The organism is Paenibacillus sp. sgz302114 (assembly GCF_056120345.1).
In genome coordinates, this window is sequence record NZ_JBVYOI010000003.1 from 512,182 (window position 1) to 537,887 (window position 25,706).

Consider the following 25,706-nt stretch of genomic DNA (forward strand, 5'->3'; position numbering starts at 1 on the left):
AATTTCCCCGCTTATTCTGGTTTCTTCGCAACGAATGCAATCCAATCTTGGTCGCGCTGACGGTCGATAATCGTAAACCCAGCTACTTGCAAGCCTTGCTCAACCGCTTCTTCTTTGTTCTTCCAAATTCCCGATGCGATATAGGTACCGCCAGGCTTCAACGCTGCATACACGTCGTCAATGAACAGCAGAATGATCTCTGCCAAAATATTCGCCACGACAACATCGACAGGAACCGTAACATTCAGCTTCTGATCGCTGTTCAAGACGCCAAGCAAGTCGCTCAAGTACACTTGAATATCGCCTTGCAGGTTGTTAAGACGGGTATTCTCCGTTGCAGAAGTAACCGAGATCGGATCTAGGTCAAGCGCCAGCACTCGGCGTGCGCCAAGCAGCATCGCGCCAATTGCGAGAATACCGGAGCCTGTACCAACGTCGATGACTTCCTCATCGCCTTTGATGACCGATTCCAACGTGCGCAAGCATAATGCTGTCGTAGGGTGCGTGCCTGTACCGAATGCCATGCCAGGATCAAGCTCAATAATACGCTCATCCGGCGAAGGAGCGTATTCTTCCCATGTCGGTTTAATCGTCAAACGTTCAGATACACGAATTGGCTTGAAATACTGCTTCCATGCATTAGCCCAGTCCTCTTCGTCGACCATCGCTTTCGTAATCGTGTATTCACCTGGCTCAATATCGAATTCGCGCAGCTCATCAATACGGGCCGTCAGCATTGTCACTAACGCGTCCACGTCCGAATCCAGCTCCGAGAAATATCCTTTAATGACCGCCTGTCCTTCCGGAATATCGTTCAATGGATGCTCGTACCACTGGCCGAGGGAAGTGTCTCTTTCTTTATTAAGAGTGCCTGATTCTTCAATGGATACGCCGTCGGCATCCATTTCATGCAAGAAGTTAGATATCATCTCGATCGCTTCTTCCGTTGTCGAGATCGTTATTTCATTCCATTTCACTTGAATATGTCCCCCTGAATTTACCACTAGTTTGGTGTATATTGCTTCTATTTTACACTGTTACACGCTTCCAAGCAAAATCAGCTCCCACATACAAAAACAAGCCTCTTCAGCATCCGGTGCGAAGAGACTTGTTTAGGGCGTATGATGCACAAATCAGTTCGTTACGATGTAGCTTTCCGGGTTCTTGACGACACCGCTCTCCGAAGAATCCGCGAAAGCGATAAGCGCCGCCAGCGTGTGCAAGTTATCGCGACCGGACAAGGTCGGCTCAGCGCCATCCTGAATCCGTGCAGCGAACTCAGCCAGCACGCTGTGAATGCCTTGCTTCGAGTCCGGCAGCGGGCCGTCCTCATAGGAGATATATCGCTTATTCTGCTGCTGATCCACGATATAGACGCCATAGCCTTGGCCAAGATCCCCTAAGTGGACGGAGCCGTCTTGGCATTGAATTCGCCATTCGCCTTCCCACGGCGACGACAGCCCTTTGGATACGAGACTGCCCAGATAAAACACCGGCATACCGTTGTCCAGCTCCATACTAGCCTGTACGTTCGGATGACCATTGTACATGCTGCCTTCGATGTTCCACGTCTTCCCTGACACCGTGCGGATATTCGTATTAAACAAGTAGCGGATCATATCAATATGGTGGACCGCCATCTCGAGCAGCATGAAGTTGTCCATGACCTGTTGATAATCTTTGCCGAAGTGGTCATAGAAGAACTGCGCTTGTACGAATAGCGGCTTGCCTACTTCCCCGATCGCGCTCTTGAGCGATAGCACATGGTTCTGGTAGCGATAATTCTGGCTGACCATCAAGATCAGCTGCTTCTCTTTCGCTAGATCAACGAGCTCGCAGCCTTCCTTAATATCGAGCACGAACGGCTTTTCAACCAGCACATGCAACCCTTGCTCAAGCGCTGCTTTACAGATCGCATAATGATATGGGGACGCTGCCGTAACGAAGACGGCATCTGCCGTAAGTGTCGCGAACGCTTCCTTGTAGTCCGTAAAACAGAGTTCTTCGGATACGCCAAGCGTGGCGCCACATTCTTTCAGCCGGGCTGGATTAATCTCTACCACGCCAGCATAATCGAAGTCCTGCGACTGCTTGACGAAAGCTTGCGCGACTCCGAAGCCATGCATGCCAAGACCAACTTGAATGATTCGAAGCGTCATTTTACGTCGTCAACTCCTTTGAATAAATACCCGACCCGTCCGCCTTCCGGCATAATTCCATAAATATATACAGCAACCATTTCCTCCGTAACGACCAAGGAGTGCTCGTCGCCCCGCTTGGTCAGGACCATGTCGCCAGGACCGATTTCGTAGGGATCGCCTTCTGTCGTGCAAGTGCCTCTGCCGCTAATAATAATCCAATATTCATTGGCGTCATGATAGTGCAGCTTGACGATATCTCCGACCTTCAGATGGTTAATTCCGTAGTGGCTAAGCTCGCTCCATTCGGGATAAACCTGTGTGTTATTGTAAAAGTTAACTGGCATTTCGTTGCTCCTCCCCTAATCATTGTGCCCGAGCACAAAACTGAACCCATCGTCTATTGTGCCACAATTGTAAGCGCATGTATATTCATAAAAAAAGATGCCCCCTACATGCGTGATCCGCATCAGGAGGCATCCATACTGCATTTTCCAAATTAAATCATCGCTGTTCCACCGGTCTGCTCGATCAGATGAATCGTCCGTTCGATGAGCTCATCGCCAACGGTAGCCGTGAACGAAGCGTCATCAGCACCATCGTTCACCTGCTGTACACGGAGGTACTGCAGCTTCGCTTGCGCTTCCCTCGCGCCATCACTGTCCTGGAACGTCGCGTGAATTGTCGCGGTCATCTCGGCACGTCACGCTCCTTAGGATTTCTCAGCTCTGGCATCCGCTTCGGAAGCACGTTGCTGCGCAACTCGATCTGCTTCGTCAGCGAGCTCTTCAGAGAACTCGACGTCTTCATTCTTCCCTATCGGCAGCTCGGCAAAATTCACTTTTTCAAGGTCTTGATCCTTATTGGGCATACTTGCTCCTCCATGTTCAATATGAGTTGGACACGAAGGTTAGCATAGACCAATGGTTTCGTTCTTATGCTGACTAATTGCCGATTATTCGCCGCGGAATGCTTTCTTCATCTTATCGAAGATCGATTCGTGGTGCTCATGCTGCACTTCGCCCGCTGGCGTGCCTACGCCGGCGAACTGACGCAGCAGTTCCTTCTGCTCTTCGCTCATGTTCGTTGGCGTTACGACAGTCACCTTCACATGCTGGTCGCCTTGACCGTAACCGCGCAGACGAGGTACACCCTTGCCCTTCAGGCGGAAGAAGGTACCCGTCTGTGTGCCTGCAGGAATCTTCAGCTTTACTTTCTCCGTCAGCGTCGGGATTTCAATCTCGTCGCCAAGCGCTGCCTGTGCGAAGTTCAGTGGAACCTCACAATAGATATCATCGTTGTCACGCTCGAAGAAGTCATGTGCCTTCACGCGAATGACGATATACAGGTCGCCGGATGGGCCTCCGCGCGTACCGCCCTCGCCTTCGCCGCTGAGGCGGATTTGTGCGCCTTCATCTACGCCGGCAGGAATCTTCACGTTGATCTTGCGCTGCTTCTTCACTTTGCCTGCGCCGTGGCAGGTCGTGCATTTCTCTTTAATGATCTTGCCTGTTCCGCTACATGACGAACAAGCGCGGCGGTTCACCATACGGCCGAACGGCGTATTCTGAACAACCTCTTGCTGGCCTGTACCACGGCATGTCGAGCAAGTTTCCGGCTTCGTGCCAGGCTTAGCGCCCGAGCCCACGCAAGTGTCGCAGTTCTCGGTACGAGGAATCGTAATCTCCGTCTCCTTGCCGAACACAGCTTCCTTGAACTCGATCGTCATCGTATATTGAAGATCGTTGCCTCGCTGAGGCGCGTTCGGATCACGGCGACCGCCGCCACCTCCGCCGAAGAACATATCAAAGATATCGCCGAAGCCGCCGCCGAAGTCAGCACCGCCGCCGCCTCCGAAGCCTTGGTTCGGATCGACATGGCCGAAACGGTCGTACTGCGAACGTTTCCCCTCATCGCTCAGGACGTCATACGCTTCCTTCACTTCCTTGAACTTGCTTTCCGCATCCGCCGCTTTATTCACGTCCGGATGGTATTGGCGTGCCATCTTACGGTATGCTTTTTTAATATCATCATCCGAAGCACTCTTCTCAACTCCAAGCACCTCGTAAAAATCACGCTTGTCTGCCAAAACCGTCACCCCTTCTGTATCCGTATAATCGCTGATTTCTCTCTCCCAAGTTAAAACAACTTTGCCATGATTCAACTCTCATTAATTCATGACATAGCAAGAAACGGCTGCGCCGTCCAAAATTTTCTCGGACGGCGCACCGTTTACACGAATCAGCCTTACTTATTTCTTATCGTCAACAACTTCGTAATCAGCGTCAACTACGTTATCTCTGCCTTTTGCTTCGCCTGCTTCAGGACCTGCGCCTTCAGCGCCGCCTGCTGCGCCAGCTTGCTCATACAGCTTCATCGACAGCTGCTGCATAATTTCAGTCAACTCGTCAGAAGCGGCTTTGATTTGCTCTACATCGTCTGTTGCCAGCGCTGCAGTAACTTTCTCTTTCGCTTCGTTCGCTTTTGCAATCTCGCCTGCGTCTACTTTATCGCCAAGATCTTTGATCGTCTTGTCAACTGTGTACACGAGCTGGTCAGCGCTGTTCTTCGCTTCAACAAGCTCACGGCGTTTGCGATCTTCTTCCGCGTTAAGCTCAGCGTCTTTCATCATGCGATCGATTTCTTCTTCGGACAAGCCGCCGGAGGAAGTGATCGTGATCTTCTGGCTCTTGCCAGTGCCTTTATCAAGGGCCGATACGTTAACGATACCGTTCGCGTCGATATCGAAAGTGACTTCGATTTGCGGTACGCCGCGCGGCGCCAATGGAATGTCACCAAGCGTGAAGCGTCCGAGTGTTTTGTTGCCGGCAGCCATTTGACGCTCGCCTTGCAGCACGTGAATCTCTACGCTAGGCTGATTGTCCGCATAAGTGGAGTACACTTGCGATTTGCTTGTTGGAATCGTCGTGTTGCGGTCGATCATCTTCGTGAACACGCCGCCCGCTGTTTCGATACCAAGGGACAATGGAGTTACGTCGAGCAATACAACGTCCTTCACATCGCCAGTCAGTACGCCTGCTTGAACTGCTGCACCAAGAGCTACAACCTCATCCGGGTTAACGCCTTTGTGCGGGTCTTTGCCGATCAGCTTCTTAACTGCTTCTTGAACAGCCGGGATACGAGTCGATCCGCCGACAAGAACGACTTTGTCGATGTCGCTTGGGGACATGCCAGCATCGCTAAGTGCTTGGCGAGTTGGTCCAAGTGTACGCTCAACAAGCGCTGCGGACAGCTCTTCAAACTTTGCACGAGTCAGGCTCATTTCCAAATGCTGCGGTACGCCGTCAGCCATTGTGATGAACGGCAGGGAGATCGTCGAAGTAACCATACCGGACAGTTCCTTCTTCGCTTTCTCTGCTGCGTCTTTCAGACGTTGTACAGCTGCTTTATCTTTAGAGAGGTCTACGCCTTGCTCTTTCTTGAATTCACTTACGAGGTAGTCGATGACTACTTGGTCGAAATCATCGCCGCCCAGACGGTTGTCACCGCTAGTTGCTTTTACTTCGAAGAAGCCGTCGCCGAGCTCAAGGATCGATACGTCGAACGTACCGCCGCCAAGGTCATAAACGAGAATCGTATGATCTTCTGTTTTCTCAAGGCCATATGCAAGCGCTGCTGCAGTGGGCTCGTTGACGATACGAAGTACTTCAAGGCCTGCGATTTTGCCGGCATCCTTCGTCGCTTGACGTTGGCTGTCGTTGAAGTAAGCAGGAACAGTAATAACCGCTTGTGTTACCGTTTGACCAAGGTATGCTTCAGCGTCTGCTTTCAGCTTTTGCAGGATGATTGCGGAAATTTCTTGCGCCGAGTAGTCTTTACCGTCGATTACTTCTTTATGGTTAGTACCCATGTGACGCTTGATGGAGCTAATCGTACGGTCCGGATTCGTGATCGCTTGGCGTTTAGCCGCTTCACCGACAACACGCTCGCCGTCTTTCTTGAAGCCAACAACCGACGGTGTTGTACGATTGCCTTCCGGATTCGGGATTACGACAGCTTCGCCGCCTTCCATTACCGCTACGCATGAGTTTGTTGTTCCAAGGTCAATACCGATTACTTTACTCATAATTGAATTTCCTCCTTAGGCTTTCTATTACAAATTTTAAGTATATAGGCAACTGAACGTTAACCGCTCACTTTCACCATGGCGGGACGCAGCACTTTATCCTTCAGCACATAACCCTTTTGCACTTCTTCCACGACGATGCCTTCTTCATGCTCATCGGACTCCACTTGCATAATCGCTTGGTGGAAATCAGGATTGAACGGCTCGCCAACAACATCCATGGCTTTGAGGCCTTCAGCTTCAAGCACTTGCTCGAATTGGCGGAAGATCATGTCTACGCCTTTGGAGAACGATTCGACGTCGCCGCCGCTCTTCGCAGCTTCTACAGCGCGTCCGAAGTTGTCAACAACCGGCAAGAGCTGGCTGATCAGCTTCATCGAAGCATATTGGGCGAGATCTTCCTTCTCCTTCATCGTACGGCGGCGGAAGTTATCGAAGTCCGCTTGTGCGCGTAAGTAACGCTGCTGATTCTCATCCGCAAGCTTCGTGAGCTCGGCGATACGGGAATCCTCTGCACTTGCTTCTTCGTTCTGAGCCGTTTCCTCTGCTGGCACTTCCTTTTCATCTACAGAAGCGCTATTCACTTCATTGATATGTTCCTCATCTGTATGCTGTTCATTCACAGACACGAGCGCGTGCACCTCCTGAAAATAATCCCTGTCTTACGTTACCTATTACATACGTCACTTGTACCACCGGCTGAGCAGTACTGCCATATCCTTCGATAAAAGATCGAGCAGGCTTATTACTTTACCGTAATCCATCCTTGTCGGACCGAGTATGCCTATCGTGCCAAGCTGCTGCCCATGTGCCGAATACGTCGCTGTTATCAAGCTGCAATTGTTAATTGCCTCATGAGTATTCTCTGTTCCAATTCGAACCGCAATACCGCTCGGAAGCGAATTGAACATCTGCATAATCGTGGGCGTCTCATCGAGCAGGTCGAGCACAGTCTTCACTTTGTCGACATCCTTGAACTCAGGCTGTGTCAGCATGTTCGTCGCACCGCTAAAGAATAAGCGGTGATCGTCTTCACTCTTCAGCGCATCATCCAATACCCCAAGCAGCCGTTCGCATTGGTCCGCATAACGCCCAAGCTCTTGGCCAACCTCAGAATAAAGCTTCGACTTCAGCCTTACCATCGGCACGCCGATCAATTTCGCATTCAAAATATTAACAGCCTGCTGCATTTCATCCATGCTCATATCAGCCGGAATGGAAATGGTGCGGTTCTCGACATGGCCGGTGCTCGTCACAATGATCGCCACCGCCGTGTCATCGCTGATCGGCACCAATTGAAAATGCTTCAGCGAATTTGCAAACGTCTCGGGTCCCAGCACAATGCTCGTATAGTTCGTCAAGTTGGACAAAATACTTGCAGCATGCTGAATGATCTGCTCCATCTGGTTCATCTTCTCCGTGAAGTAAGAACGAACCTTCTGTACATCATGATCGTTCACCTCGCCCAATCGGACAAGATGATCAACGTAGTACCGGTAACCTTTAATGGATGGGATTCGCCCTGCTGACGTATGGGGCTGCTCTAGAAAACCGAGTTCCTCCAAATCAGCCATCTCATTCCGGATCGTTGCCGGCGAGAAGCTGATGTCGCTTCGTTTCGAAATACTGCGAGAACCTATAGGCTCCGCCGAGCGGATATAATCATCAATAATGACGTTCAATATCATTCGCTGCCGTTCAGTTAACATCGCAGTCCCTCCAATTTCGTTATCGACACATCGTTAGCACTCGTTATCGTTGAGTGCTAATCATTAATACAAAAATACCAAACCGACTTATCGATTGTCAAGCCAGTTTGGCATTTTCGGGACATCTACAAAACGTACATTTTGTGTACGTTAATCCAGCATCTTCAGTACAGCGATTTCATCACACGCATGCTGTTTCGCGCAGTGAATACAATCCGTCCATACTTTCTCTGGGAAGATCTCTTTATTCACTACCGTAAAGCCGTTTTTCTCGAAAAAGCGGACTTCATAGGTCAGTGCCATTATCTTCGGAATTTGCTGCTCTCTTGCTTCAAAGATCAGCTGATCGACGAGCTTACTGCCAATACCAAGTCCTTTGTAGCCTTCGGAAATGCCGAGCGAGCGAATTTCAACAAGATCGGCTCCAAGCTGAGTTAGAGAACCGCAGCCGACGACCTCGCTTCCAACTTCAGCTACAACGAATGTATCGATCTGGCGCTTCAGCACATCGCGTGATCGCGGCAGCATAATTCCTTTCTCGGCGTAACCTGCTATTAAATCCACTAGCACTTCAACATCGTCTTCGGTCGCCTTTCTGCATACCGCTTGCAACGCTTGCACTCGCACTCGCCTCCACCCTTGCTCCGAAATTATATTTCCAACATTAATACGAATAAATATACAACATCAATGTTTGGTTCACAAGTACTAATTGAAACGAAATTCACACCTTATTCGCCAATAAACGCGCCGAAAACTTCATTCCCGAGCGGAATGCCCTTCTTCGACAGCCGGTAACCGCCACCGCGCTCTTCTGTACGTTCCAGCAGCCCTTGTGCAAGCACCGTCTCAAGCCGTTGACCAAATTCACTCTCCATCGTCAGCCCCGAGAACTGCAGCGCAAAATCATCATTGCATACGCCTTCCAGCATCCGAAGGCCGACCATCATGAAGTCCTCCATCGCTTCACGCTCCGGCACCGGATTCGTCTCAAGTCGCGGCAATCTAATTAATGAAGCATCAATGAATGGCTGGACGCCTTTAATGTTAACGTGCCGCTCGCCTCTCGCATAGCCGTGCGCGCCAGCGCCTAGTCCGTAATAGGGCTCGTTGCGCCAGTAAGTGATGTTGTGCTTGCTCTCGTAACCAGGCTTGGCAAAATTGCTGATCTCATAATGATGGAAGCCTTCCGCTTTGAGCGTGTCTATCAGATGCAAATACATGGCAAGCTCGTCCTCTTCTGCAGGCAGTGGCAATTCGCTGCGCTCATACAGAGTATGGAACAAGGTGTTCTCTTCGACCTTTAAGCCGTACAAAGAATAATGCGGCAGCTCCAGCTGGAGCGCACGGGCGACGCTGTCCGACAGCTGCTCGACCGTTTGCCCCGGAAGACCGAACATGAGGTCGATCGACAGGTTATTAAAACCAGCCAATCGCGCGTTCTCAATGCTGCGGTATACGTCATCGACGTTATGAATACGTCCGATACGCTCCAGCAAGCCGTTGTCAAACGATTGCACGCCCATGCTGATCCGGTTTACACCGCCTGCCTTCATGGCGTGAAGCTTATCGATGTCAACAGTTCCCGGGTTCGCTTCCATCGAGAACTCCGCATCCGGATGAATCGGGAAGTAGCGATTCACCGACGCAAGGAACCTCTCCATCTGCGGCGGAGTCAGCACGGTCGGCGTACCTCCGCCGACAAACACAGTACGAATCTCTTCCGGCGGCAGCAGCTCCACGGTCATTGCCATCTCCCGCTCCAAGGCATCAAGATAAGCATCGACCGGCTGCCCCTTCAGCACGTATGAAGTGAAATCGCAGTAATGGCACTTGTTCGTGCAAAAAGGGATATGAATATAAAGCGCCCTCGGCGCGTGCGTAAGCATAGCTCTTATCTGTACCTCCAATGCTCCCTTGAAATAAAAACAAGGGAGCTCTTATGCTCCCTTTTACTAAAGCGATGAGGTGAAGCAGGCCGTAGGCCGATAAGGAGATGTAGCACGCCTTTGTAGGCAGATTCCAACATCTAACTGTTTAATAAAATCAGGGGGAATCTAGACTACAACAGCGAGCGGAATCCCTTATCGGCCGAAGGCTAGCGCAGCCCTCAGATAACTAAAAGTTCCTGACCTAGTCCTAGTCATTGCGCTAGTCCTATTCCTAGTCTTCGTCAATCTTCAGAACAGCCATGAATGCTTCCTGCGGAACCTCTACGCTGCCCACCTGCTTCATGCGTTTCTTACCTTCCTTCTGCTTATCAAGCAGCTTCCGTTTACGGCTGATGTCACCGCCGTAGCACTTGGCAAGAACGTTCTTCCGCATGGCTTTAACCGTCTCACGCGAAATAACTTTGTTTCCGATCGACGCTTGTACCGGAACCTCGAACATTTGACGAGGGATCAGCTCCTTGAGCTTCTCGCAAATAATCCGTCCGCGGTTGTATGCGCGATCGCGGTGAACGATAACGGATAGAGCATCGACCATCTCGTTGTTGAGCATGATGTCCATCTTCACGAGCTTCGATTGGCGGTAGCCGGACAGCTCGTAGTCGAACGACGCGTACCCCTTCGTGCTCGACTTAAGCTGATCGAAGAAGTCGTAGACGATCTCGGACAATGGCATATCGTACGTAAGCGTTACGCGGTTCGTGTCGAGATATTCCATGTTCACGAACTCGCCGCGCTTGCCTTGGCAAAGCTCCATGATCGCGCCGACAAAGTCGTTCGGAACGATAATCGCCGCTTTGACGTAAGGCTCTTCTACGTACTCGATCTTGCCGACTTCCGGATAGTTGGACGGGTTGTCGATATTCAGCACTTCGCCGTTCGTCAGCGTAACGCGATAGATAACGCTTGGCGCTGTAGTGATGAGCGGAATGTTGAACTCGCGCTCGATCCGCTCTTGAATAATCTCCATATGCAGGAGGCCAAGGAAGCCGCAACGGTAACCGAAGCCAAGCGCCGTGGACGATTCCGCCTCGTAACGAAGCGATGCATCGTTAAGCTCAAGCTTCTCGAGCGCATCGCGCAGATCGTTGTAATCCTGCGTCTCGATCGGATACAAGCCGCAGAACACCATCGGGTTGATCTTACGGTAGCCCGGCAGCGCCTCCAGCGCAGGCTTCTTCGCATCGGTAATCGTATCGCCGACACGCGTATCCTTCACGTTCTTAATGCCTGCAACGACGAAACCAACGTCGCCGACAGCCAGCTCGTCGACAATACCCATTCGCGGCATGAACGCGCCGACTTCGATAACCTCGAACTCTGCGCCTGTCGCCATGAAGCGGATCTTCTTGCCTGCTTTGATATGACCGTCAATAACACGCACATACACGATGACCCCTTTGTATGGGTCGTAGTGCGAGTCGAAGATAAGCGCTTTAAGAGGCTCGTCCGGATCACCTGTAGGTGCCGGCACTTTCGTAACGACCTGCTCCAAAATCTCCTTAATGCCAATACCGGCCTTCGCCGAAGCATGCACTGCATCGCTTGCGTCAAGTCCGATAACGTCCTCGATCTCTTGCTTTACGCGCTCAGGTTCTGCGCTTGGCAGATCGATCTTGTTAAGCACTGGAATAATTTCCAGGTTGTTATCGAGTGCGAGGTAAACGTTCGCAAGCGTCTGCGCTTCGATCCCTTGGGCTGCGTCAACGACGAGCAGCGCGCCTTCGCATGCGGCAAGACTGCGCGAAACTTCATAGGTGAAGTCGACATGTCCTGGCGTATCAATCAAGTTCAGGATATATTCTTCGCCGTCATCGGCTTTATATCCGAGTCGTACTGCTTGCAGCTTTATCGTAATCCCGCGTTCGCGCTCCAGATCCATCTGGTCGAGCACCTGCTCTTGCATTTCACGCGAGGAGAGCGCACCAGTAAATTCAAGAATCCGGTCTGCTAATGTTGATTTCCCATGATCAATATGGGCGATAATTGAAAAGTTTCTAATTTTCTTTTGCCGTTCACGTACATCCGACATGCTAAACCCCCAGAGGAACTCTATTGCTAATCATTCTTGTTATTATATCAGTTTGCCGGAATACCATCAATCCGTTACCGATTCGAAAAATGAAACGACCATTCGGATGCCCTTCGACGATACCGTTTGCAGCACACCGGCCGTGCCGTCTGCGACCTTGTTGACCGTCGATTCGCTCTTCAAATCCGGCACGCCGGGCAGCCGTTTGTTCAATTCCTCCTGCAGCTTGCGCTCATAAGCGCGGCGCACCTCTTCATCGGTTCGCCCATGCTGCGCATCCGCCACGGTGCGGCGCTCCGGCACGATATAAATTTGATTTTCCGGCAGCTGCTCCTGCTCCGCCACTGTGCTGGTTGGATCCGCAGGCAGCTGCTTCGATGTGATGCTTGTCTGCGGATTCACAGCCGTTGCGCCGTTGCCGCCGTCAACCGGTCCATAGATTCGCTCGATCCCACTCGAAGCAAGATCGATACCGAACATAACCACAAGCGCTGCTGTCGCCCCGACGATAACCATTTTCATCGAATTTTTGCGCATACTCCATTCTCACCTTTCCAGTTACGTTCCTCATTTTATTTTGAAGCGGATACTTTCTCAGCATCCCAATAAATGTCCGAGATAACCTTTGCCAGAACATCAATGGTGCGGTACGACTCCTTAAGCGTGTTGTCTACACCGCCGACCTCGATAAGCACGCTGTGCGGCGACAGCGATTGATTGTACTCGCCGTTCCCGCTGGCCTTCGTCTTGCCGAGCACGCCGCGCGAGAGACCGGGATACTTCTTCTCCAGCGCTTCATGAATCTTGTTGGCGAGAGCTTCGTTCTCACTCCAATGCGGATTTGCCAGGCCAATGACGAGGAACACCTGGGCATACGCGACGCCGTCTATCGTAATCGTCGTATTTTTGCGGCGGAGCGAGTCACGGTGGATGTCGAAGAAATAACTAAGCTCCTTGTCTTTTGCCATCGCGCTCACGACTGTTTGTTTCGAATATTTATAGGATAGGAGCCAATTGTAGTTTTTAACCGTGGAAGCATAATCTGTGCCGGAAGATATCGATCCGATTCCGGATTCCTTGAGCTGTGATGCGAGCCGTTTGCCGAGCAGCGTAACGTTCTTCACCGGCGATTCTGCGTATTTCTTGCTCTTGACCTCGGGGAACCACGATTCTCTACTGTGCGAGCTGTAGATGAAGACGACATTACGATCGCCTGTTGTCGGCTTGGCCGGCTCTTGCGTGCTTGGCGTATTGTCCGTATCGGACTCCGTACCTTTGTCAGGCACTGCTGGCGTATCGGTACTCGTGCTATCTGGCAACGACGTCGAATCAGAATCATCCGCTGGATTGTCTGAAGTGGAATCTGCACTGCCATCTCCTGCGCCCGTCGATGTGTCCAAGTCCCCTGCAGGGTGATCAGGCCGATCCGAATCGCCTACAACGCTGCCTGGATTCTCATCGCCCTCCGGCGGAACCGTATCGTGATCCTCAGAAGCGATACTATCGCCAGTACCGGATCCCGATCTGAGAATGACCGTACTATCTCCTCCTAGCCCGGGGTATTGACTTGACAGCAAGCTAAGCGGGTCAGCTGGATTAATATTCGTCAGCATTCGGAGAAGGAACGTACTCGCCTGCCTGCCGGTGATGGACCACTTCTTATCCGCTTCGCCTGTGCCCGGCATCTCCATCGCAAGCATGTCTGAGAATAAGCCGCTGGACACCGAGGATGCGAAGCCTTTCATCGACGAGATCGGCGAGCTCGCCGTCTTCTCATGTACAATGACGCCAATTCCTACAACAAGGACAAGGATCATCGATCCTAGGGACAACAGGGCAAAGGTACGGGCCGTTACGAGCAGCTGGCGCAGCCGCTGGCTGCTCTTTCCAAGGTTGAACGTCATGATTAATCGTTTCATTGCGTTTTTCTTACCTCCTAAGCTCCAATATCGCGGGGATTCCCTTTTGCACGAGGCTAGTATCACTTTATGAATGCGTAAGAATTAATAGAACCGAAAGTTTAATAGAGTTCATTTGAAAAAAATGATAGAATCGCTAGTTTGATAGCTATTCGCTAGCAGAAAAAGCAAAAAAAGCAAAAAACTCCACCCGCAGAAAAAGCAGGAGGAGCTTTATTGCAAATATCCATTTATTGATCGGGTACTTATCACAGATGCACCCTAGTCTTCGGTAACACAGACAACCTAGTGCGTATAAGCCGCAACGTTGTCCTGGTCAACCGCTTCATGGAGCGCAGCATTCAGTCCGCTCGCAACAATATTCCCGATATCCTCGATGAATTGGTCAACCTCTTTCGGCGTCACGAGAAGATCATGCCCCAGCGGACCGAGCGCCTCCCGTACGAGCTGAAGCCGCTCATTCTCGTCAATCGAGTCGAGCAATCCGAGGAAGTTGTCGGTATTGTTCGCATGCTTCTTCAGATGCTCCCGCATCAGATCAATGCTGTTGCTAACGATTGTTGATGCGTAAAGCACGGTAGGAACGCCGATCGCAATAACGGGCACGCCCAAAATTTCCTTCGTCAGCCCGCGCCGCTTATTGCCGATGCCAGAACCAGGATGAATGCCGGTATCGGCAATTTGAATTGTCGTGTTGACACGCTCCAGCGCCTTCGAAGCAAGCGCGTCAATGGCGATAATAAGATCAGGCTTCGACCGGTCTACGATGCCCTGCACGATATCGCTCGATTCGATGCCTGTAATACCAAGCACACCCGGCGCGACAGCGCTCACGTTGCGGTATCCCGGCGCCACCTCGTTAGGCATCAGCTCGAAGAAATGCCGCGTCACAAGCGCGTTCTCCACAACGATTGGCCCGAGCGCATCCGGCGTCACGTTCCAGTTGCCCAAGCCGACGATCAGCACCTTCGCCGTCTTGCTGATCCCGATCCGGTCCAGGAATGTCGCAAATTCCTGCGCCAGCTTCGTTGCGACGCGGTCTTGCAGACCGGTATCCTGTTTGCGCAGCTCGGGCACCTCGAAGGTGACGTAATGACCGATCATTTTGCCCATAAGCCTGGAGCCTTCCTCTGTCGTCACTTCCAGCCTCGTTATCGTAATGCCGTCATCCTCGGAGACGTCGGACGTGACGCCAGGGACCGGTCCCTTCCCTCCGGATTCGGCCAATTCTTTTGCTTCCAGCGCCAAGTCAATTCCAGGGTTAAACTTCTGAAGATCAAGCTCGCTCATTGTATAAGGGCGCTCCTTCCATCGGTTTGTCTTTAGTGTGCGATGGGTCAGGATGAATTATGCGGTAACTAAGCTTGCCTGACTGACGGATTCATCCTTATTGTGCTATTGCTTTTTGTGCTTGCCCATGATACACTGTGTCAAGTTGTGTTGTTACAAAGGGATTTCCCTTTTTACAGGAGGTGAATGCAATGCCAAACATTAAATCCGCTGTCAAACGCGTTAAAACAATCGAGAAACGCCGCGCTTTGAACGCTTCGCAAAAATCAGCTCTTCGCACGGCCGTTAAAGCTGCTGACCTAGCTGTGGTTGCAACTGATGTAGATGCTGCTAAAGCGGCTCTGATCAACGCTACTAAGAAGCTGGATAAAGCTGTAACTAAAGGCCTGATTCATAAAAATGCAGCTGCTCGCAAGAAATCGCGCCTAGCTAAAAAGCTGAACGCACTTAGCGCTCAAGCATAATCAACATAACAAATGAAAGTCCTGCTCCTCGCTTCCGGCGAGTAGCAGGACTTTTTTATTGTTCTTATTACCGCTTATACAGCAAGCGATAATAAGAACAGCTCAAGACCAAGCGTCTTGTCGACGCGGCCGGTCTTCATGTTGTAATCGAGCTCTGCAAGCCGGCTCAGATGCTTGCCGAGCGTCTGAGCACTGAATCGCTTCGCCTTCTCTGCAGCCAGCTTCACAGCGTACGGATGCAAGCCGATCTGCCCCGCCATCTGCTGCTGCGAGTAGTTGTGCTGCTCAAGCTCCTTCACCTGCAGCATAATGCGGAATTGCCTTGCAATGAGCGCAGCGATCTTAATCGGCTCCTCGCGGCGCAGGAGCAGCTCTCCGTACAGCTTCAGCGCGCGTTCAACCTGCAGCGCGGCCATCGCATCAATAAGCGCGAATACATCCTCTTCGACTGTGGAGGCGATCAGCTGCTCCACATCCTCGCCGCTAATGCCGCCACCGCTCCCAGCATGCAGACAGAGCTTGTCCACTTCATGAGCAAGCTGCTGCATGCTGGTGCCTGTTCTGGCCAGCAGCAGCTGCGCTGCATCGCGGCTCATCGTACGCCCTTGCTCTTCCGCCCGCTTGATCGTCCATTGCAGCAGCTCATTCTCCTGCAGCTCCTGGAACGGCATAAGCGCGTCCTGCTCCTTAAGCAGCTTGACCACCTTGCGGCGCTCGTCGAGCTTCTCCGCCATCACTTGAAAGACGATCACGCTCGTATCACAGGGCTGCTTCAAATAGGCGATCAGCGAATCCGTACTATGCTCAAGCTTCGCTTCCTTCCCTTGCGCTGTAGCAAGCACGGAGCTGTCCCGCACAAGGACCAGCTTGCGAGAAGCGAAGAACGGCAATGTGTCCGCTTCCGCGACGACTTCCTCGATTGCTGTCTCCGACGTATCAAATTTAACGATACCAAGCTCCTGCTCGTCCGGCGGCAGCAGCTTCTCTGTAAGCGCGGCTACGAACTGCCGCATCCGATATCGGTCTTTCCCATAAAGCACATAGACGGGGCGGAACTGCCCAGCTTTCCATTCCTTCTGTGCATCCTTTAGCTCCATCATGAATTCCCCCTTTGAACCACCAACACTACGATAGCGCCATTCCGGCAAAAACGCAACAAAGGGATGAAGGCTGTATCCAGCTTCATCCCTCTGTCCCCGAGCATCTATATAAACAGCCGATCACATACGGTCCATGGTACCGGTGTCGGATGGTCATACGATCGTCTTGGGAGCGTATTACTGACTGCTTCCCTGCTTCTACACCATACGCAAACATCACGTCATGTGTGCATAAGCCGGATTATTTATTACTAGATTGCTGTTGCTCGGAAGCGGACTTCACTTCAATGGCGAATACTTTCTTCACTCCGCCTTCGCCCGCTGTTTCGTAAGTCAGCTCCTTGCTGTCCTGCGACCATTTCAAATTAGCAATACCCATGCGTTTATTTCCTTGGAAGACAAGAGTACTATCCTGCACCGTATAGATCTCGATTCGATCCTCCACAATAAAAGCTTGATACTGGCCATCCGGCGATATCGGCGATGCAATGATCATATTGTTACTGAAATTCTGATCGGCTTTCTTGTCATCCTTCGTCGTGCCGGTCATCGCAATCGTTCCGCTAGTTTCTTTATTTATGCCATTATTGCTTGCAGCACTGTCATCCGCAGCTTTGGAGTCCCCTGCTTTGGAAGTCGTTTCGTTGGCCGCAGCAGTCGAATCCGCTGAAGTCCCGGCATCGTCTTTGCTGCTGTCCGAACCAGCGTCAGCCGTATCGCCCGAGCCGCTTACTTCAACATTCGGCGCTTGCGCGCCTGCCGCAGGAGCATCTTTAGTCGAACCTCCCGTTGCGAGCGGCGGCATAATTTCACCATTCGGATCGACATTAAGCGCCTGTGCATCGGCGCTTTTCTTCACGGCATTCGACGAAGCGGATTTATTCGAAGATGTATCGGACGAACTTGTATCTGCAGCGGAATTCGTGCTTTCAGTCATGAGCGTCTTCTGATCCAACGCGCTCGTATCCGCTGCATTGTCGCTTGCACTTATATTGGCACTATTAGTCGTCGCCGAATCTGCGACGGCGGAATTGTCATCAGAACCGCCTCTCAGAGGATTCGAGCTGTAGTTGAGCAGGAAGAATACAATGACGACGGCTGCGGCTGCAATGCCTGCAAATCCGCCGACCGTATATCGCTCGGTCCACTTGCGCTTGCCGGAGCCACTCTTCGTTGCTCCATCGATTGGAATCACTTTAGCCGGTTCTGCTATTAATTCTTCTTCGGTGCCTTCGCCACTAGCATCAAGCTCAGCAAGGCGCGGCAGTATAGCATCCACCAGGCTGTAGCTTGGCGTCACTTTTGGTAAATTTTCAAGTCCCTCATTCAACAATTGAAGCCGCTCCAGCATAGCTGCACACTCGGGGCATTGCCGTGTATGAGTCATCAAGATATCGGTTTCTTCACCATTCAAATCATGATCTAGCTGACGCTGCATATATTCTGTCACCTCTTGACAATTCATCCTCGGACCCCCCCTCTCTGATAGTCATGCAAGTACGTTTGCAGCTGTTGCCTTGCCCGGAATAAATAGGATTTGACCGTATTAAGCGGCAGATTCAGCGAATCTGCAATCTCATTATAAGAAAAGTCCTGCAAGTACCGCAGCACGACGACCGCTCGATGATGCTCGGGCAGCTTGTCAATCGCCATTCGAATATCTTGCGCCGCATAAGAAGTGAGCACTTCCTCCTCGACGGATGTGTGATCCTGGAACACCATATCGTGCTCGTCGATAGAGACGGTCGGCTTGTTGCGGCGGAACTTGTCGATGCATATATTCGTAACGATCCGCTGCACCCAGGTTTTAAACTGCGCCTTCTCTTCATAAGTACCGATCTTCGTATAAATACGAATAAGCGCTTCTTGCGCAGCATCCATAGCATCCTGCTCATTGCCAACAATATAGTAGGCTGTCCGATAGACGTGATTCTCAATCTCGCGCAATAGAGTAATCAGAGCGTCGCCATCGCCGGCTTGTGCGGCTTTAATAAGGCCTTGCTCTACCACGGAGGATCCCCCCTCATGCAACCTTTCAGACGGAAAGGTTCGTAATAATGTTGCAGCAAACTTATAAATTCTTTATAGATTCTTTAAGGAAATTTTAATTTACATAAATCCTTAGTAAAATTGCGTTATCGTGCATGTATGCAAACTACCTCAAAATCATAGCAGAAAACAGAACAGCCGTACACCCTGCTAGGAATTCCCAGTCGATGTACGGCGCATATCCTGTTTGCTCAAACCTTAATCAATATTGCGCCTGCAAGTCTACGATATTTCTTACAACCGTTCCGCGTTCACTATAATGTGCCAAATTGTCCAAAATAATTTCAAGCGCCCGGTCCATGTAGGATGATGTATCACCTGCAATATGCGGCGTTACGATAACCTGCTCCATCTTCCACAGCGGATGGTCTTCCGGCAGCGGCTCCTGCTCGAATACATCAAGACCCGCTCCAGCGATGACTCCGCTTTGCAGCGCCTCGACGAGCGCAAACGTGTCGGTCGTTGCGCCTCGTCCAATATTAATGTAGCAAGCCGTGTCTTTCATCGCAGCGAACTCTGCCGCACCGATCAAATGGCGCGTGTCGTTTGTCAGCGGCAGACAGTTCACAACATAATCGCTTTGCGCAAGCACTTCATGGAGTTCATCCATCGTATACATGCGGTCCACCCACTCAGCCGGTTCGCCGCTTCTGCGGATGCCGAGCACGTTCATGCTGAACGCCTTGGCAATCTTCGCAGTCTCGAGGCCGATCGAGCCGACACCGAGAATCGCAATCGTCTTGTGATGCGCTTCGCCCATCCCGGGTTCTGGGCGCCAGTTAGCCTCAAGCTGGTTACGAACATAAGCATGAACTTGGCGAGTCAGCGAGAGGAGCATCGCGAAGATCGATTCCGAAATCTGATACGGATGAACGCCGGATGCGTTCGTTAGCGTTATGCCGCGCTCCCTGATTCTGTCGAGCGGAATGTGATCGACGCCAGCGCCGAGATTTTGCACCCATTTGAGCGGCGTTCCTTCGGAATAGACGATTTTGAGAACATCGCGGTTAAATCCCAAAATAATTTCAGCACTCGCGAGCTGCTCTCTTGCATCTGCCTGTTCAGAGCCACTGACATCTATGTAAGTAAATCCCGGAGCGGCTGCTTCTATTGCTTTGACCTGCGCTTCCTCGAATGGATGTACCGAAACAATTGTAGCCATCTTGTACTGCTCCCTCCTCTATCGTGCCCAAAGATTACCATCCACCGCTAGACGGTGTCAAACACCTTTTTATGAGAGATACAATAAAAACAATTGGACAACTTTTTAAACCCGAGTATAATACTAGGTATAACGCCATCGAAAGGGGTTGGGCCATCATGAATAAGAACAATCAACAAGGAAACCAACGATGGGTAGACGACTATTTGGATATGTACAATTATGCAGGGCAGATCGGCGATCACGAGTGGCAACAGCAAATACTTGCCGATATTCGCAACAGAGAACAGATCATGCGCGAGGAAGCATTGAATGCAGCCAAGGAAGAACTGTGGGAGCAATTCAATACCGTTAACCATCAAATGATGGAACTGATCGCTCGGAGAAAATATTGCGAGAACGTTGAGGAAGATAGTACAATCAAGGAGCTTATCGAAAACTTGAAGCAGCAGCGGGTCGAGCTGGCCAAGCAGATCAAGAAAATTTGCTCATAGGATAGATAGAATACATAGATATCAAGCTGAGTTAAAAAGCATACAATTCCAGTTTCCCCATTCACGAGTTGTGAACGGGGATTTTTTGTTTGACGGCGAGCGTGCCGTCCGGACTTACTCGGAATTGGATTTCGCCTCCCAGGTCGGTTCGCTTTACTGCGATGCCAGCCGTATCCAGTCGATTGATTATGCTGTCCGCAGGATGACCATAGATGTTGTTGCGGCCGACTGAAATGACAGCTGTGCGAGGCTGCCAATAGGAGAGCCATTGATCGGAAGTGGAGGTTTTGCTGCCGTGATGGGATATTTTCATGACATCGATTGGTAAGGAAACGGAGGAAGAAGCAATGGCATTTCGCTTAAGCTCCGCTATTATTTGCTGCTCTTCCGCGATATCGGCATCGCCTGTGAAGAGAAACTGGCGATCGTAGAGGCGAAGACGGAGTGCGACACTATGTCCGTTCTGCTCTTCTTCTTCCGGAATGGAGCTCGCTTGTGCTGCGCTGGCTGAAGTTGGCGTGTGAAGCATAGAAATGCTCGTATGATTGTCTATCACCCACTCAAGTCCGGCATGAGCAGGATAGAGAGGAATTTCTTTGTTAAGTGCTGTTCGAAGCAATGTAATGGCATCCTCCGAGTCCTTCCATGTTCCGTTCCACAGAATCGCTTTCACGGGAATGCTTGCAAGGATCGCTTGAACGCCTTTGATGTGGTCGCTGTCCAGATGGGATAGGACGAGCAGATCAATGCGGTGGACGCCTCTCTGCTGAAGCAACGGTACGAGCAGCTTCTGCCCCACCTCGTACGGATCCTTTCTCTTCCGCCATCCCTCGCGATTGCCGAATTGAACAGCACCTCCGCCATCGATGAGAATATGCTTGCCTGCCGCGGACCGTATCAGAATCGAATCGCCTTGACCCACGTCCATGAACTGCGCGTAACCGCGATGATCAAGGACATCTGGGTTGTATGCCCATATGAGCAGAACTGCTAATGTTAGTGAGCTAAGCAGCAGCAGCAGCCGATTTAAACGCTTGTTGAGCGTTGAGCCAATTTCTTCAATCTGAATGAATGGCATTGAATGGCCAACCTTACCCCTAACTTCATCTTCTGATTGAACCCGTACCTGATCGTCTAATCCTGCATCGATTCGGTTAAGAGCCGAGAAACCAATCATGAATGCTGCATAGCACGCGATCACCCACCACAGCGGCGGTGTCGCCCAAATAAGCCGGAAGCCGTTCCAGCTGCTAAGCTTGGCTACGAAAGCAAACGTAAGCTCATTGCCAATGGCCGCCACATGCGCCGAAAGCACGCCTAGGGGATGCCACATGCTGTCCAGCAGCATGGACGCGCCGCCGAGCGGCATTACAATGAAGCTAATGAACGGCACCAGTATGAGGTTCGCCAGCAAAGATAAGAGATGCAGCTGATTAAAATAATACAAGGTGAGCGGCAGCGAAACCGCCTGCGCGACTAATGAGACAGCGAGCAGGTCAAGCAGCGACGCTTGCCATTTGTGTTTGCCGCGAGGCAGGCAGCGGCGGATCGGCGTGACGCCGAGGATGAGACCTGCCGTTACAAGAAACGACAGCTGGAAGCCGACGTTTCCTAGCATGTACGGGTCCCATACGAGCATCGCGAGGGCAGCGGCTGCGAGTAAATGCAGCCCATCCTTCAGCTTGTGCATGCGCGCCGCGGCGAGACCGAGCATCGCCATAATGCCGGAGCGTACGACCGACGGCGATCCCCCGGCGAGTAGCACATAAAGCGGCACAGCCGCAATGAGCAGCAGGAGCATGCGCTCCCGGGTCATGCGAAGCAGGCGCAGCAGGCCGCCAAGCACGTAGAGGAAGACGGCGACGTGCAGGCCAGAGATGGCCAGTATATGCGTAAGCCCCAGCTGCGCGAACTGGCGGTATACAGTGGGATCGAGATCATCGGTTATGCCGATGACGAGGCCTTTCATGTAGCCGGCTTGGATGCCCGGATAGAGGGCGTCCATACGCTTGCCGAGCGCTTCGCGCGCGGCATCCATGCCTTTGAGCAGCGCCGCAGCGCTGTAGCGCGGCCCGGCGCTTGTCGTTAGCGCAGCCGCGCCTTCTGCGCTGAACAGCCAGTGGATGCGCTGGCTGTTCAAATATCGGCGGTAATCGAAGCCGCCGAAATTGGTTGCAGCAGCAGGCGCAGCCAGCTCGCCTACAGCATCAATGCGCTGTCCTCGCCGCCAACTGGCAGCAACGGCAAGCTCACTCTCCTCCGCTAGCCGTACCTGCAGCTGCATCCGCTCACCATGAAGGACTTGCTTATGCGCCTCGCGAGCCAGCTTCACCGCTTCAACTTTCACGACCATTTGCACGAGGTCGCCATCTACTTCCGGCGGCTCAGTAATAACGCCGGTTATCTTCGCTGAAAACGTAATTGTACCCATCGGAACAGCTTCTTGCGCGGCGACAAGCTCCGCAGGAAGTCCCGTCACATTGTGTGCATCCTCCCACACCCGCTGCCCTGCCGCAAGCGCGAAGGCCGCCAAACACGCGGCTGCCAGCTGCCACGATGCTTGCCTCATCAACGTCAGCGCGAGCAGCATCACGAATACCGCCGCGCCAGCCAAATAAGTACCCGCATTCGTCAGCCCCGCAGCCGCACTGCTGCCGAGTACCCAGCACACTGTAAACCATATAAGCGGCCTTCTCGCCACACACAGCCCCTCCTTTTGCCTCTGGATTCTCGAGTTTTCGCCAATGAATGGTAACCACTACCCTTCTTTGCGATATTCTCGCGTTTTCTCGCCAATGTAGGGTAACCACTACCCTTCTTTGCTGGTTTCTCGCGTTTTCTCGCTAATGTAGGGTATCTAGTCCCCCTCTTCACCGGAGATCCCACCAATCTAATCCACTTAACCAGCTACATCACCCGGAAACGCATGATTTCGGCGAAAACAAAAAAAACCTCTTCCCACACCTGCAACACGCCGGGCAACTGCCGATCAATCGGCAGTGCTTGCGGGAATGTCCAGATGCAGCAAGAGGTTCTTCCTCATTGAAGCTGCTTTGATTGCTATGAAATGATATCCATGCCGGCTTGAGCCGGGGGCTCGTACGAGGCGAGATTCCGAAAAATGATTCCTTTTAACTCCATGAGCGCATTTACTTTATCGCTGTCCTTGGAATAGGCGCGGTGATAGACGATTTCGATGACGCCGCTGTTGGCCAGCATGTTGGCGCATGTCCAGCACGGCTGATCCGTCACATAGACGGTCGAGCCTTCCCGGTCGATCCGATCCGTGAAAAGCAGCAAGTTCTGCTCCGCATGAATCGTGCGTATGCAGCGCTGCTTCTTGATCATTTGTTCCTGTTCGCCATCTACCTGCAACTCATATTCCTCTACAATCATGCAGCCGTCTTCGGAGCAATCCGAGACTCCCATCGGCGCGCCGTTATATGCCGTACCGAGCAGCTTCTTCCCTTGCACCAGCACCGTTCCGACATGTCTGCGCGGGCATCTGGAGCGTGTCGATACCATATACGCGATGTCCATAAAATAGGTGTCCCAGTCTTTGCGCATGTTATCCTGCGTGTTCCTTGCCATTTCTACTCGTCTGCCTCCCTGAGTGTTTTGTGCGTTGGCGCCTGAATATGCATCTTGCAAGCACAAAAGCTCACTTCGAAAGCATCGGCTTTGGCACATGTACGGGCTCCAAAACGTATGATCATTAATAAGTAATTCTTTCTATTGTCGCATAATTAGGGCTGCAGAACAATGAAAGACTTCAGCTTCGCAAGCAGCTTTGGTCCAATTCCCTTCACTCGGAGCAAATCGTCGACACTATGATACGCACCGTTTTGATCTCGATCAGCTACGATAGCCTTCGCCTTCGAAGCTCCAATTCCCGGAAGCGTATCCAGCTGCTCCGCGGTCGCATGATTAATATCGACCTTGCCATCCATAACCGTCGGCGATGTCGCATTATCCGCTCCTGCCGCTATACTCCCGCCAACACTCTCACTCGATTTGACCTCATGCGCATCATTCTTCTTTTCGCTCGTACCAACAGCACCACCAGACACCGCTTTATCCTTCTCCGTCTCCTGGTCCTTCACTTCTGCTGACTCCTGAGGTCCCAGCGCGCGTTCAACCTGATCATTCACCGCCTCCCAGCCAGGCTGCCCGCTGCTCTCAGGTTGATACAAAGCGGTGCATACCAGCACGACAGCTGCAACGAGCAGCACAATGATAAGCAGCTTCTGCGGATTAATCTTATTGCTTCTCGGTTTCATCCCCATAAAGGAAGCCCCTTTCGACTGACAAAATCTTTTTTATGCTCCATTCGGTCATGTTGGCCTTGCCGCCTTGCATACCGTAGTAAGAGCGATCGATCGAAATACTTATGTTTTGCCTTGAGGAGGGATTGCGATGAATGTCGGGTTTATCGGGATTGGGAGCATGGGCAGCTTGCTCGTCGATACGTTTATTGGATCGGGAGCGCTGAAGCCATCGCAAATCACCGCCAGCAACCGCACTTACTCAAAAGCAATTGCTCTCGCCGACCGCCATCCCGGCCTGCAAGCTGTCCCTTCGAATCGCGATGCGGTCATCGATCAAGATGTTATCTTTCTATGCATCAAGCCGATGGAGTTCAAGGCGGTACTGGACCAAATTCGCGATGTCGTTCTGCCTCACCAGCTCGTCATCTCCATTACAAGTCCCGTGCTGCTCGAGCAGCTCGAAGATGCACTCAGCTGCAAAATCGCCAAAGTCATTCCGAGCATCACCAACAACATGTGCAGCGGCGTCACCTTGTGCATGTACGGCAACCGGATGACCGATGCCGACATCATTCGCCTGAACGGACTGCTCTCTTATATCAGCGAGCCGCTCCCCATTGAAGAACAGCATCAGCGCGTTGTCTCGGATCTCTCAAGCTGCGGCCCCGCAATCATGGCCTTCCTGCTGCAGCGGTTTATCGACGCAGCGGTTGAGGAAACCGGTCTCCATCGCGATCAGGCGCGAGTCGTCGCCTCCGAAATGCTCCTCGGCACGGGTCAGCTGCTCACAGCAGGCGGCATGACGCCGGAGGAGCTGCAGAGCCGCGTCTGTGTGCCGGGCGGCATCACGGCACAAGCAATTGCCCTGCTGAACGACGAACTCGATTGTGTGTTCAACAGACTAATCCGCGTCACGCATGCCAAATATGAAGAGGACCTGGAGCGCGTATCCGTCTCTTTATACGGCAAAGAGGTGAACGGCCCTTAGCGCATGCTTTGCGCCAAGAGGTCGTTCACCTCTTTTTTCATGTCAACCTTTGATCAG

Annotated in this window: 25 protein-coding genes; 3 read left to right on the forward strand and 22 right to left on the reverse strand. The window is 51.8% G+C overall.

Features of this window, described 5'->3' with window-relative positions; translation table 11 throughout:
* Positions 1–11: 11 nt before the first annotated feature.
* The 15 genes from prmA to gpr form a co-directional block, all read right to left on the reverse strand.
* Positions 12–977 (reverse strand): 50S ribosomal protein L11 methyltransferase, encoded by a 966-nt coding sequence (prmA, locus tag AC0LWF_RS11595; RefSeq protein WP_474651678.1) that lies wholly within the window; start codon positions 975–977, stop codon positions 12–14.
* A gap of 156 nt (positions 978–1,133) precedes the next feature.
* Positions 1,134–2,159 (reverse strand): Gfo/Idh/MocA family protein, encoded by a 1,026-nt coding sequence (locus tag AC0LWF_RS11600; RefSeq protein WP_474651679.1) that lies wholly within the window; start codon positions 2,157–2,159, stop codon positions 1,134–1,136.
* The gene (locus AC0LWF_RS11605) at positions 2,156–2,485 is read right to left on the reverse strand and encodes a cupin domain-containing protein (RefSeq protein ID WP_090573653.1); all 330 of its coding nucleotides are present in this window, start codon (positions 2,483–2,485) and stop codon (positions 2,156–2,158) included. The genes AC0LWF_RS11600 and AC0LWF_RS11605 overlap by 4 nt, the downstream gene beginning before the upstream one ends.
* A gap of 152 nt (positions 2,486–2,637) precedes the next feature.
* Positions 2,638–2,832, reverse strand: coding sequence for a hypothetical protein (locus AC0LWF_RS11610; protein WP_474651680.1), 195 nt, complete (start codon positions 2,830–2,832; stop codon positions 2,638–2,640).
* Between the two features lie 18 nt (positions 2,833–2,850).
* The gene (locus AC0LWF_RS11615; protein WP_474651681.1) at positions 2,851–3,009 is read right to left on the reverse strand and encodes a YfhD family protein; all 159 of its coding nucleotides are present in this window, start codon (positions 3,007–3,009) and stop codon (positions 2,851–2,853) included.
* 84 nt (positions 3,010–3,093) lie between these two features.
* Entirely contained in the window at positions 3,094–4,227 is a 1,134-nt protein-coding gene (gene dnaJ, locus AC0LWF_RS11620; protein WP_474651682.1) for a molecular chaperone DnaJ, read from the reverse strand.
* A 162-nt stretch (positions 4,228–4,389) separates the two neighbouring features.
* The gene (dnaK, locus tag AC0LWF_RS11625; RefSeq protein WP_474651683.1) at positions 4,390–6,225 is read right to left on the reverse strand and encodes a molecular chaperone DnaK; all 1,836 of its coding nucleotides are present in this window, start codon (positions 6,223–6,225) and stop codon (positions 4,390–4,392) included.
* Positions 6,226–6,284: 59 nt separating this feature from the next.
* On the reverse strand, positions 6,285–6,854 hold the full coding sequence (gene grpE / locus AC0LWF_RS11630) for a nucleotide exchange factor GrpE (RefSeq protein WP_474651684.1): 570 nt from the start codon (positions 6,852–6,854) through the stop codon (positions 6,285–6,287).
* Positions 6,855–6,908: 54 nt separating this feature from the next.
* Positions 6,909–7,934: a heat-inducible transcriptional repressor HrcA gene (gene hrcA / locus AC0LWF_RS11635; protein ID WP_474651685.1), complete on the reverse strand. Its 1,026-nt coding sequence runs from the start codon at positions 7,932–7,934 to the stop codon at positions 6,909–6,911.
* A gap of 150 nt (positions 7,935–8,084) precedes the next feature.
* Complete coding sequence (locus tag AC0LWF_RS11640) at positions 8,085–8,546, reverse strand: N-acetyltransferase (protein WP_474651764.1); 462 nt, start codon at positions 8,544–8,546, stop codon at positions 8,085–8,087.
* Positions 8,547–8,665: 119 nt separating this feature from the next.
* Positions 8,666–9,823 carry a radical SAM family heme chaperone HemW gene (gene hemW / locus AC0LWF_RS11645; protein ID WP_474651686.1) on the reverse strand — a complete coding sequence of 386 codons (1,158 nt, stop codon included), beginning with the start codon at positions 9,821–9,823 and terminating at the stop codon, positions 8,666–8,668.
* Positions 9,824–10,097: 274 nt separating this feature from the next.
* Positions 10,098–11,915, reverse strand: a complete 1,818-nt coding sequence (lepA, locus tag AC0LWF_RS11650; RefSeq protein ID WP_474651687.1) for a translation elongation factor 4 — start codon at positions 11,913–11,915, stop codon at positions 10,098–10,100.
* Positions 11,916–11,981: 66 nt separating this feature from the next.
* Entirely contained in the window at positions 11,982–12,452 is a 471-nt protein-coding gene (locus AC0LWF_RS11655) for a hypothetical protein (protein ID WP_474651688.1), read from the reverse strand.
* Positions 12,453–12,487: 35 nt separating this feature from the next.
* The gene (gene spoIIP, locus AC0LWF_RS11660; RefSeq protein WP_474651689.1) at positions 12,488–13,834 is read right to left on the reverse strand and encodes a stage II sporulation protein P; all 1,347 of its coding nucleotides are present in this window, start codon (positions 13,832–13,834) and stop codon (positions 12,488–12,490) included.
* A gap of 285 nt (positions 13,835–14,119) precedes the next feature.
* Positions 14,120–15,124: a GPR endopeptidase gene (gene gpr, locus AC0LWF_RS11665; protein WP_474651690.1), complete on the reverse strand. Its 1,005-nt coding sequence runs from the start codon at positions 15,122–15,124 to the stop codon at positions 14,120–14,122.
* 191 nt (positions 15,125–15,315) lie between these two features.
* Here gpr and rpsT point away from each other — a divergent pair, with 191 nt between their 5' ends.
* Positions 15,316–15,588 carry a 30S ribosomal protein S20 gene (gene rpsT / locus AC0LWF_RS11670; RefSeq protein ID WP_090573642.1) on the forward strand — a complete coding sequence of 91 codons (273 nt, stop codon included), beginning with the start codon at positions 15,316–15,318 and terminating at the stop codon, positions 15,586–15,588.
* 74 nt (positions 15,589–15,662) lie between these two features.
* On the opposite strand, the gene holA is transcribed toward rpsT, so the two are convergent.
* The 4 genes from holA to AC0LWF_RS11690 all read right to left on the reverse strand — a co-directional run bounded on the left by holA (position 15,663) and on the right by AC0LWF_RS11690 (position 19,899).
* Positions 15,663–16,688, reverse strand: coding sequence for a DNA polymerase III subunit delta (holA, locus tag AC0LWF_RS11675; protein ID WP_474651691.1), 1,026 nt, complete (start codon positions 16,686–16,688; stop codon positions 15,663–15,665).
* Between the two features lie 241 nt (positions 16,689–16,929).
* Positions 16,930–18,153 carry an anti-sigma factor family protein gene (locus AC0LWF_RS11680; protein WP_474651692.1) on the reverse strand — a complete coding sequence of 408 codons (1,224 nt, stop codon included), beginning with the start codon at positions 18,151–18,153 and terminating at the stop codon, positions 16,930–16,932.
* On the reverse strand, positions 18,150–18,698 hold the full coding sequence (locus AC0LWF_RS11685; protein ID WP_090573639.1) for an RNA polymerase sigma factor: 549 nt from the start codon (positions 18,696–18,698) through the stop codon (positions 18,150–18,152). The genes AC0LWF_RS11680 and AC0LWF_RS11685 overlap by 4 nt, the downstream gene beginning before the upstream one ends.
* A gap of 241 nt (positions 18,699–18,939) precedes the next feature.
* On the reverse strand, positions 18,940–19,899 hold the full coding sequence (locus AC0LWF_RS11690) for a D-2-hydroxyacid dehydrogenase (protein ID WP_474651693.1): 960 nt from the start codon (positions 19,897–19,899) through the stop codon (positions 18,940–18,942).
* Between the two features lie 158 nt (positions 19,900–20,057).
* Here AC0LWF_RS11690 and AC0LWF_RS11695 point away from each other — a divergent pair, with 158 nt between their 5' ends.
* On the forward strand, positions 20,058–20,393 hold the full coding sequence (locus AC0LWF_RS11695; RefSeq protein WP_474651694.1) for a hypothetical protein: 336 nt from the start codon (positions 20,058–20,060) through the stop codon (positions 20,391–20,393).
* 61 nt (positions 20,394–20,454) lie between these two features.
* Here the strand turns inward: AC0LWF_RS11695 and AC0LWF_RS11700 are convergent, their stop codons facing one another.
* From AC0LWF_RS11700 to AC0LWF_RS11710, 3 genes are all read right to left on the reverse strand, one after another.
* On the reverse strand, positions 20,455–23,094 hold the full coding sequence (locus AC0LWF_RS11700) for a DNA internalization-related competence protein ComEC/Rec2 (protein WP_474651695.1): 2,640 nt from the start codon (positions 23,092–23,094) through the stop codon (positions 20,455–20,457).
* 359 nt (positions 23,095–23,453) lie between these two features.
* A complete protein-coding gene (locus AC0LWF_RS11705; protein WP_474651696.1) occupies positions 23,454–23,984 on the reverse strand; it encodes a deoxycytidylate deaminase in 531 nt (176 codons plus the stop codon).
* Positions 23,985–24,139: 155 nt separating this feature from the next.
* Positions 24,140–24,679 carry a ComEA family DNA-binding protein gene (locus AC0LWF_RS11710; protein ID WP_474651697.1) on the reverse strand — a complete coding sequence of 180 codons (540 nt, stop codon included), beginning with the start codon at positions 24,677–24,679 and terminating at the stop codon, positions 24,140–24,142.
* A gap of 130 nt (positions 24,680–24,809) precedes the next feature.
* On the opposite strand from AC0LWF_RS11710, the gene comER reads away from it, so the two are divergent.
* Positions 24,810–25,649: a late competence protein ComER gene (gene comER / locus AC0LWF_RS11715; RefSeq protein WP_474651698.1), complete on the forward strand. Its 840-nt coding sequence runs from the start codon at positions 24,810–24,812 to the stop codon at positions 25,647–25,649.
* Positions 25,650–25,706: the final 57 nt, after the last annotated feature.

Excerpts from the sequence above, each read along its gene's own strand:
- AC0LWF_RS11600 (WP_474651679.1), bottom strand. The coding sequence starts at position 2,159 with ATGACGCTTCGAATCATTCAAGTTGGTCTTGGCATGCATGGCTTCGGA.
- AC0LWF_RS11605 (WP_090573653.1), bottom strand. The coding sequence starts at position 2,485 with ATGCCAGTTAACTTTTACAATAACACACAGGTTTATCCCGAATGGAGC.
- AC0LWF_RS11610 (WP_474651680.1), bottom strand. The coding sequence starts at position 2,832 with ATGACCGCGACAATTCACGCGACGTTCCAGGACAGTGATGGCGCGAGG.
- AC0LWF_RS11615 (WP_474651681.1), bottom strand. The coding sequence starts at position 3,009 with ATGCCCAATAAGGATCAAGACCTTGAAAAAGTGAATTTTGCCGAGCTG.
- dnaK (WP_474651683.1), bottom strand. The coding sequence starts at position 6,225 with ATGAGTAAAGTAATCGGTATTGACCTTGGAACAACAAACTCATGCGTA.
- hrcA (WP_474651685.1), bottom strand. The coding sequence starts at position 7,934 with ATGTTAACTGAACGGCAGCGAATGATATTGAACGTCATTATTGATGAT.
- hemW (WP_474651686.1), bottom strand. The coding sequence starts at position 9,823 with ATGCTTACGCACGCGCCGAGGGCGCTTTATATTCATATCCCTTTTTGC.
- lepA (WP_474651687.1), bottom strand. The coding sequence starts at position 11,915 with ATGTCGGATGTACGTGAACGGCAAAAGAAAATTAGAAACTTTTCAATT.
- AC0LWF_RS11655 (WP_474651688.1), bottom strand. The coding sequence starts at position 12,452 with ATGCGCAAAAATTCGATGAAAATGGTTATCGTCGGGGCGACAGCAGCG.
- spoIIP (WP_474651689.1), bottom strand. The coding sequence starts at position 13,834 with ATGAAACGATTAATCATGACGTTCAACCTTGGAAAGAGCAGCCAGCGG.
- gpr (WP_474651690.1), bottom strand. The coding sequence starts at position 15,124 with ATGAGCGAGCTTGATCTTCAGAAGTTTAACCCTGGAATTGACTTGGCG.
- rpsT (WP_090573642.1), top strand. The coding sequence starts at position 15,316 with ATGCCAAACATTAAATCCGCTGTCAAACGCGTTAAAACAATCGAGAAA.
- holA (WP_474651691.1), bottom strand. The coding sequence starts at position 16,688 with ATGATGGAGCTAAAGGATGCACAGAAGGAATGGAAAGCTGGGCAGTTC.
- AC0LWF_RS11680 (WP_474651692.1), bottom strand. The coding sequence starts at position 18,153 with ATGAATTGTCAAGAGGTGACAGAATATATGCAGCGTCAGCTAGATCAT.
- AC0LWF_RS11690 (WP_474651693.1), bottom strand. The coding sequence starts at position 19,899 with ATGGCTACAATTGTTTCGGTACATCCATTCGAGGAAGCGCAGGTCAAA.
- AC0LWF_RS11695 (WP_474651694.1), top strand. The coding sequence starts at position 20,058 with ATGAATAAGAACAATCAACAAGGAAACCAACGATGGGTAGACGACTAT.
- AC0LWF_RS11705 (WP_474651696.1), bottom strand. The coding sequence starts at position 23,984 with ATGGCAAGGAACACGCAGGATAACATGCGCAAAGACTGGGACACCTAT.
- AC0LWF_RS11710 (WP_474651697.1), bottom strand. The coding sequence starts at position 24,679 with ATGGGGATGAAACCGAGAAGCAATAAGATTAATCCGCAGAAGCTGCTT.
- comER (WP_474651698.1), top strand. The coding sequence starts at position 24,810 with ATGAATGTCGGGTTTATCGGGATTGGGAGCATGGGCAGCTTGCTCGTC.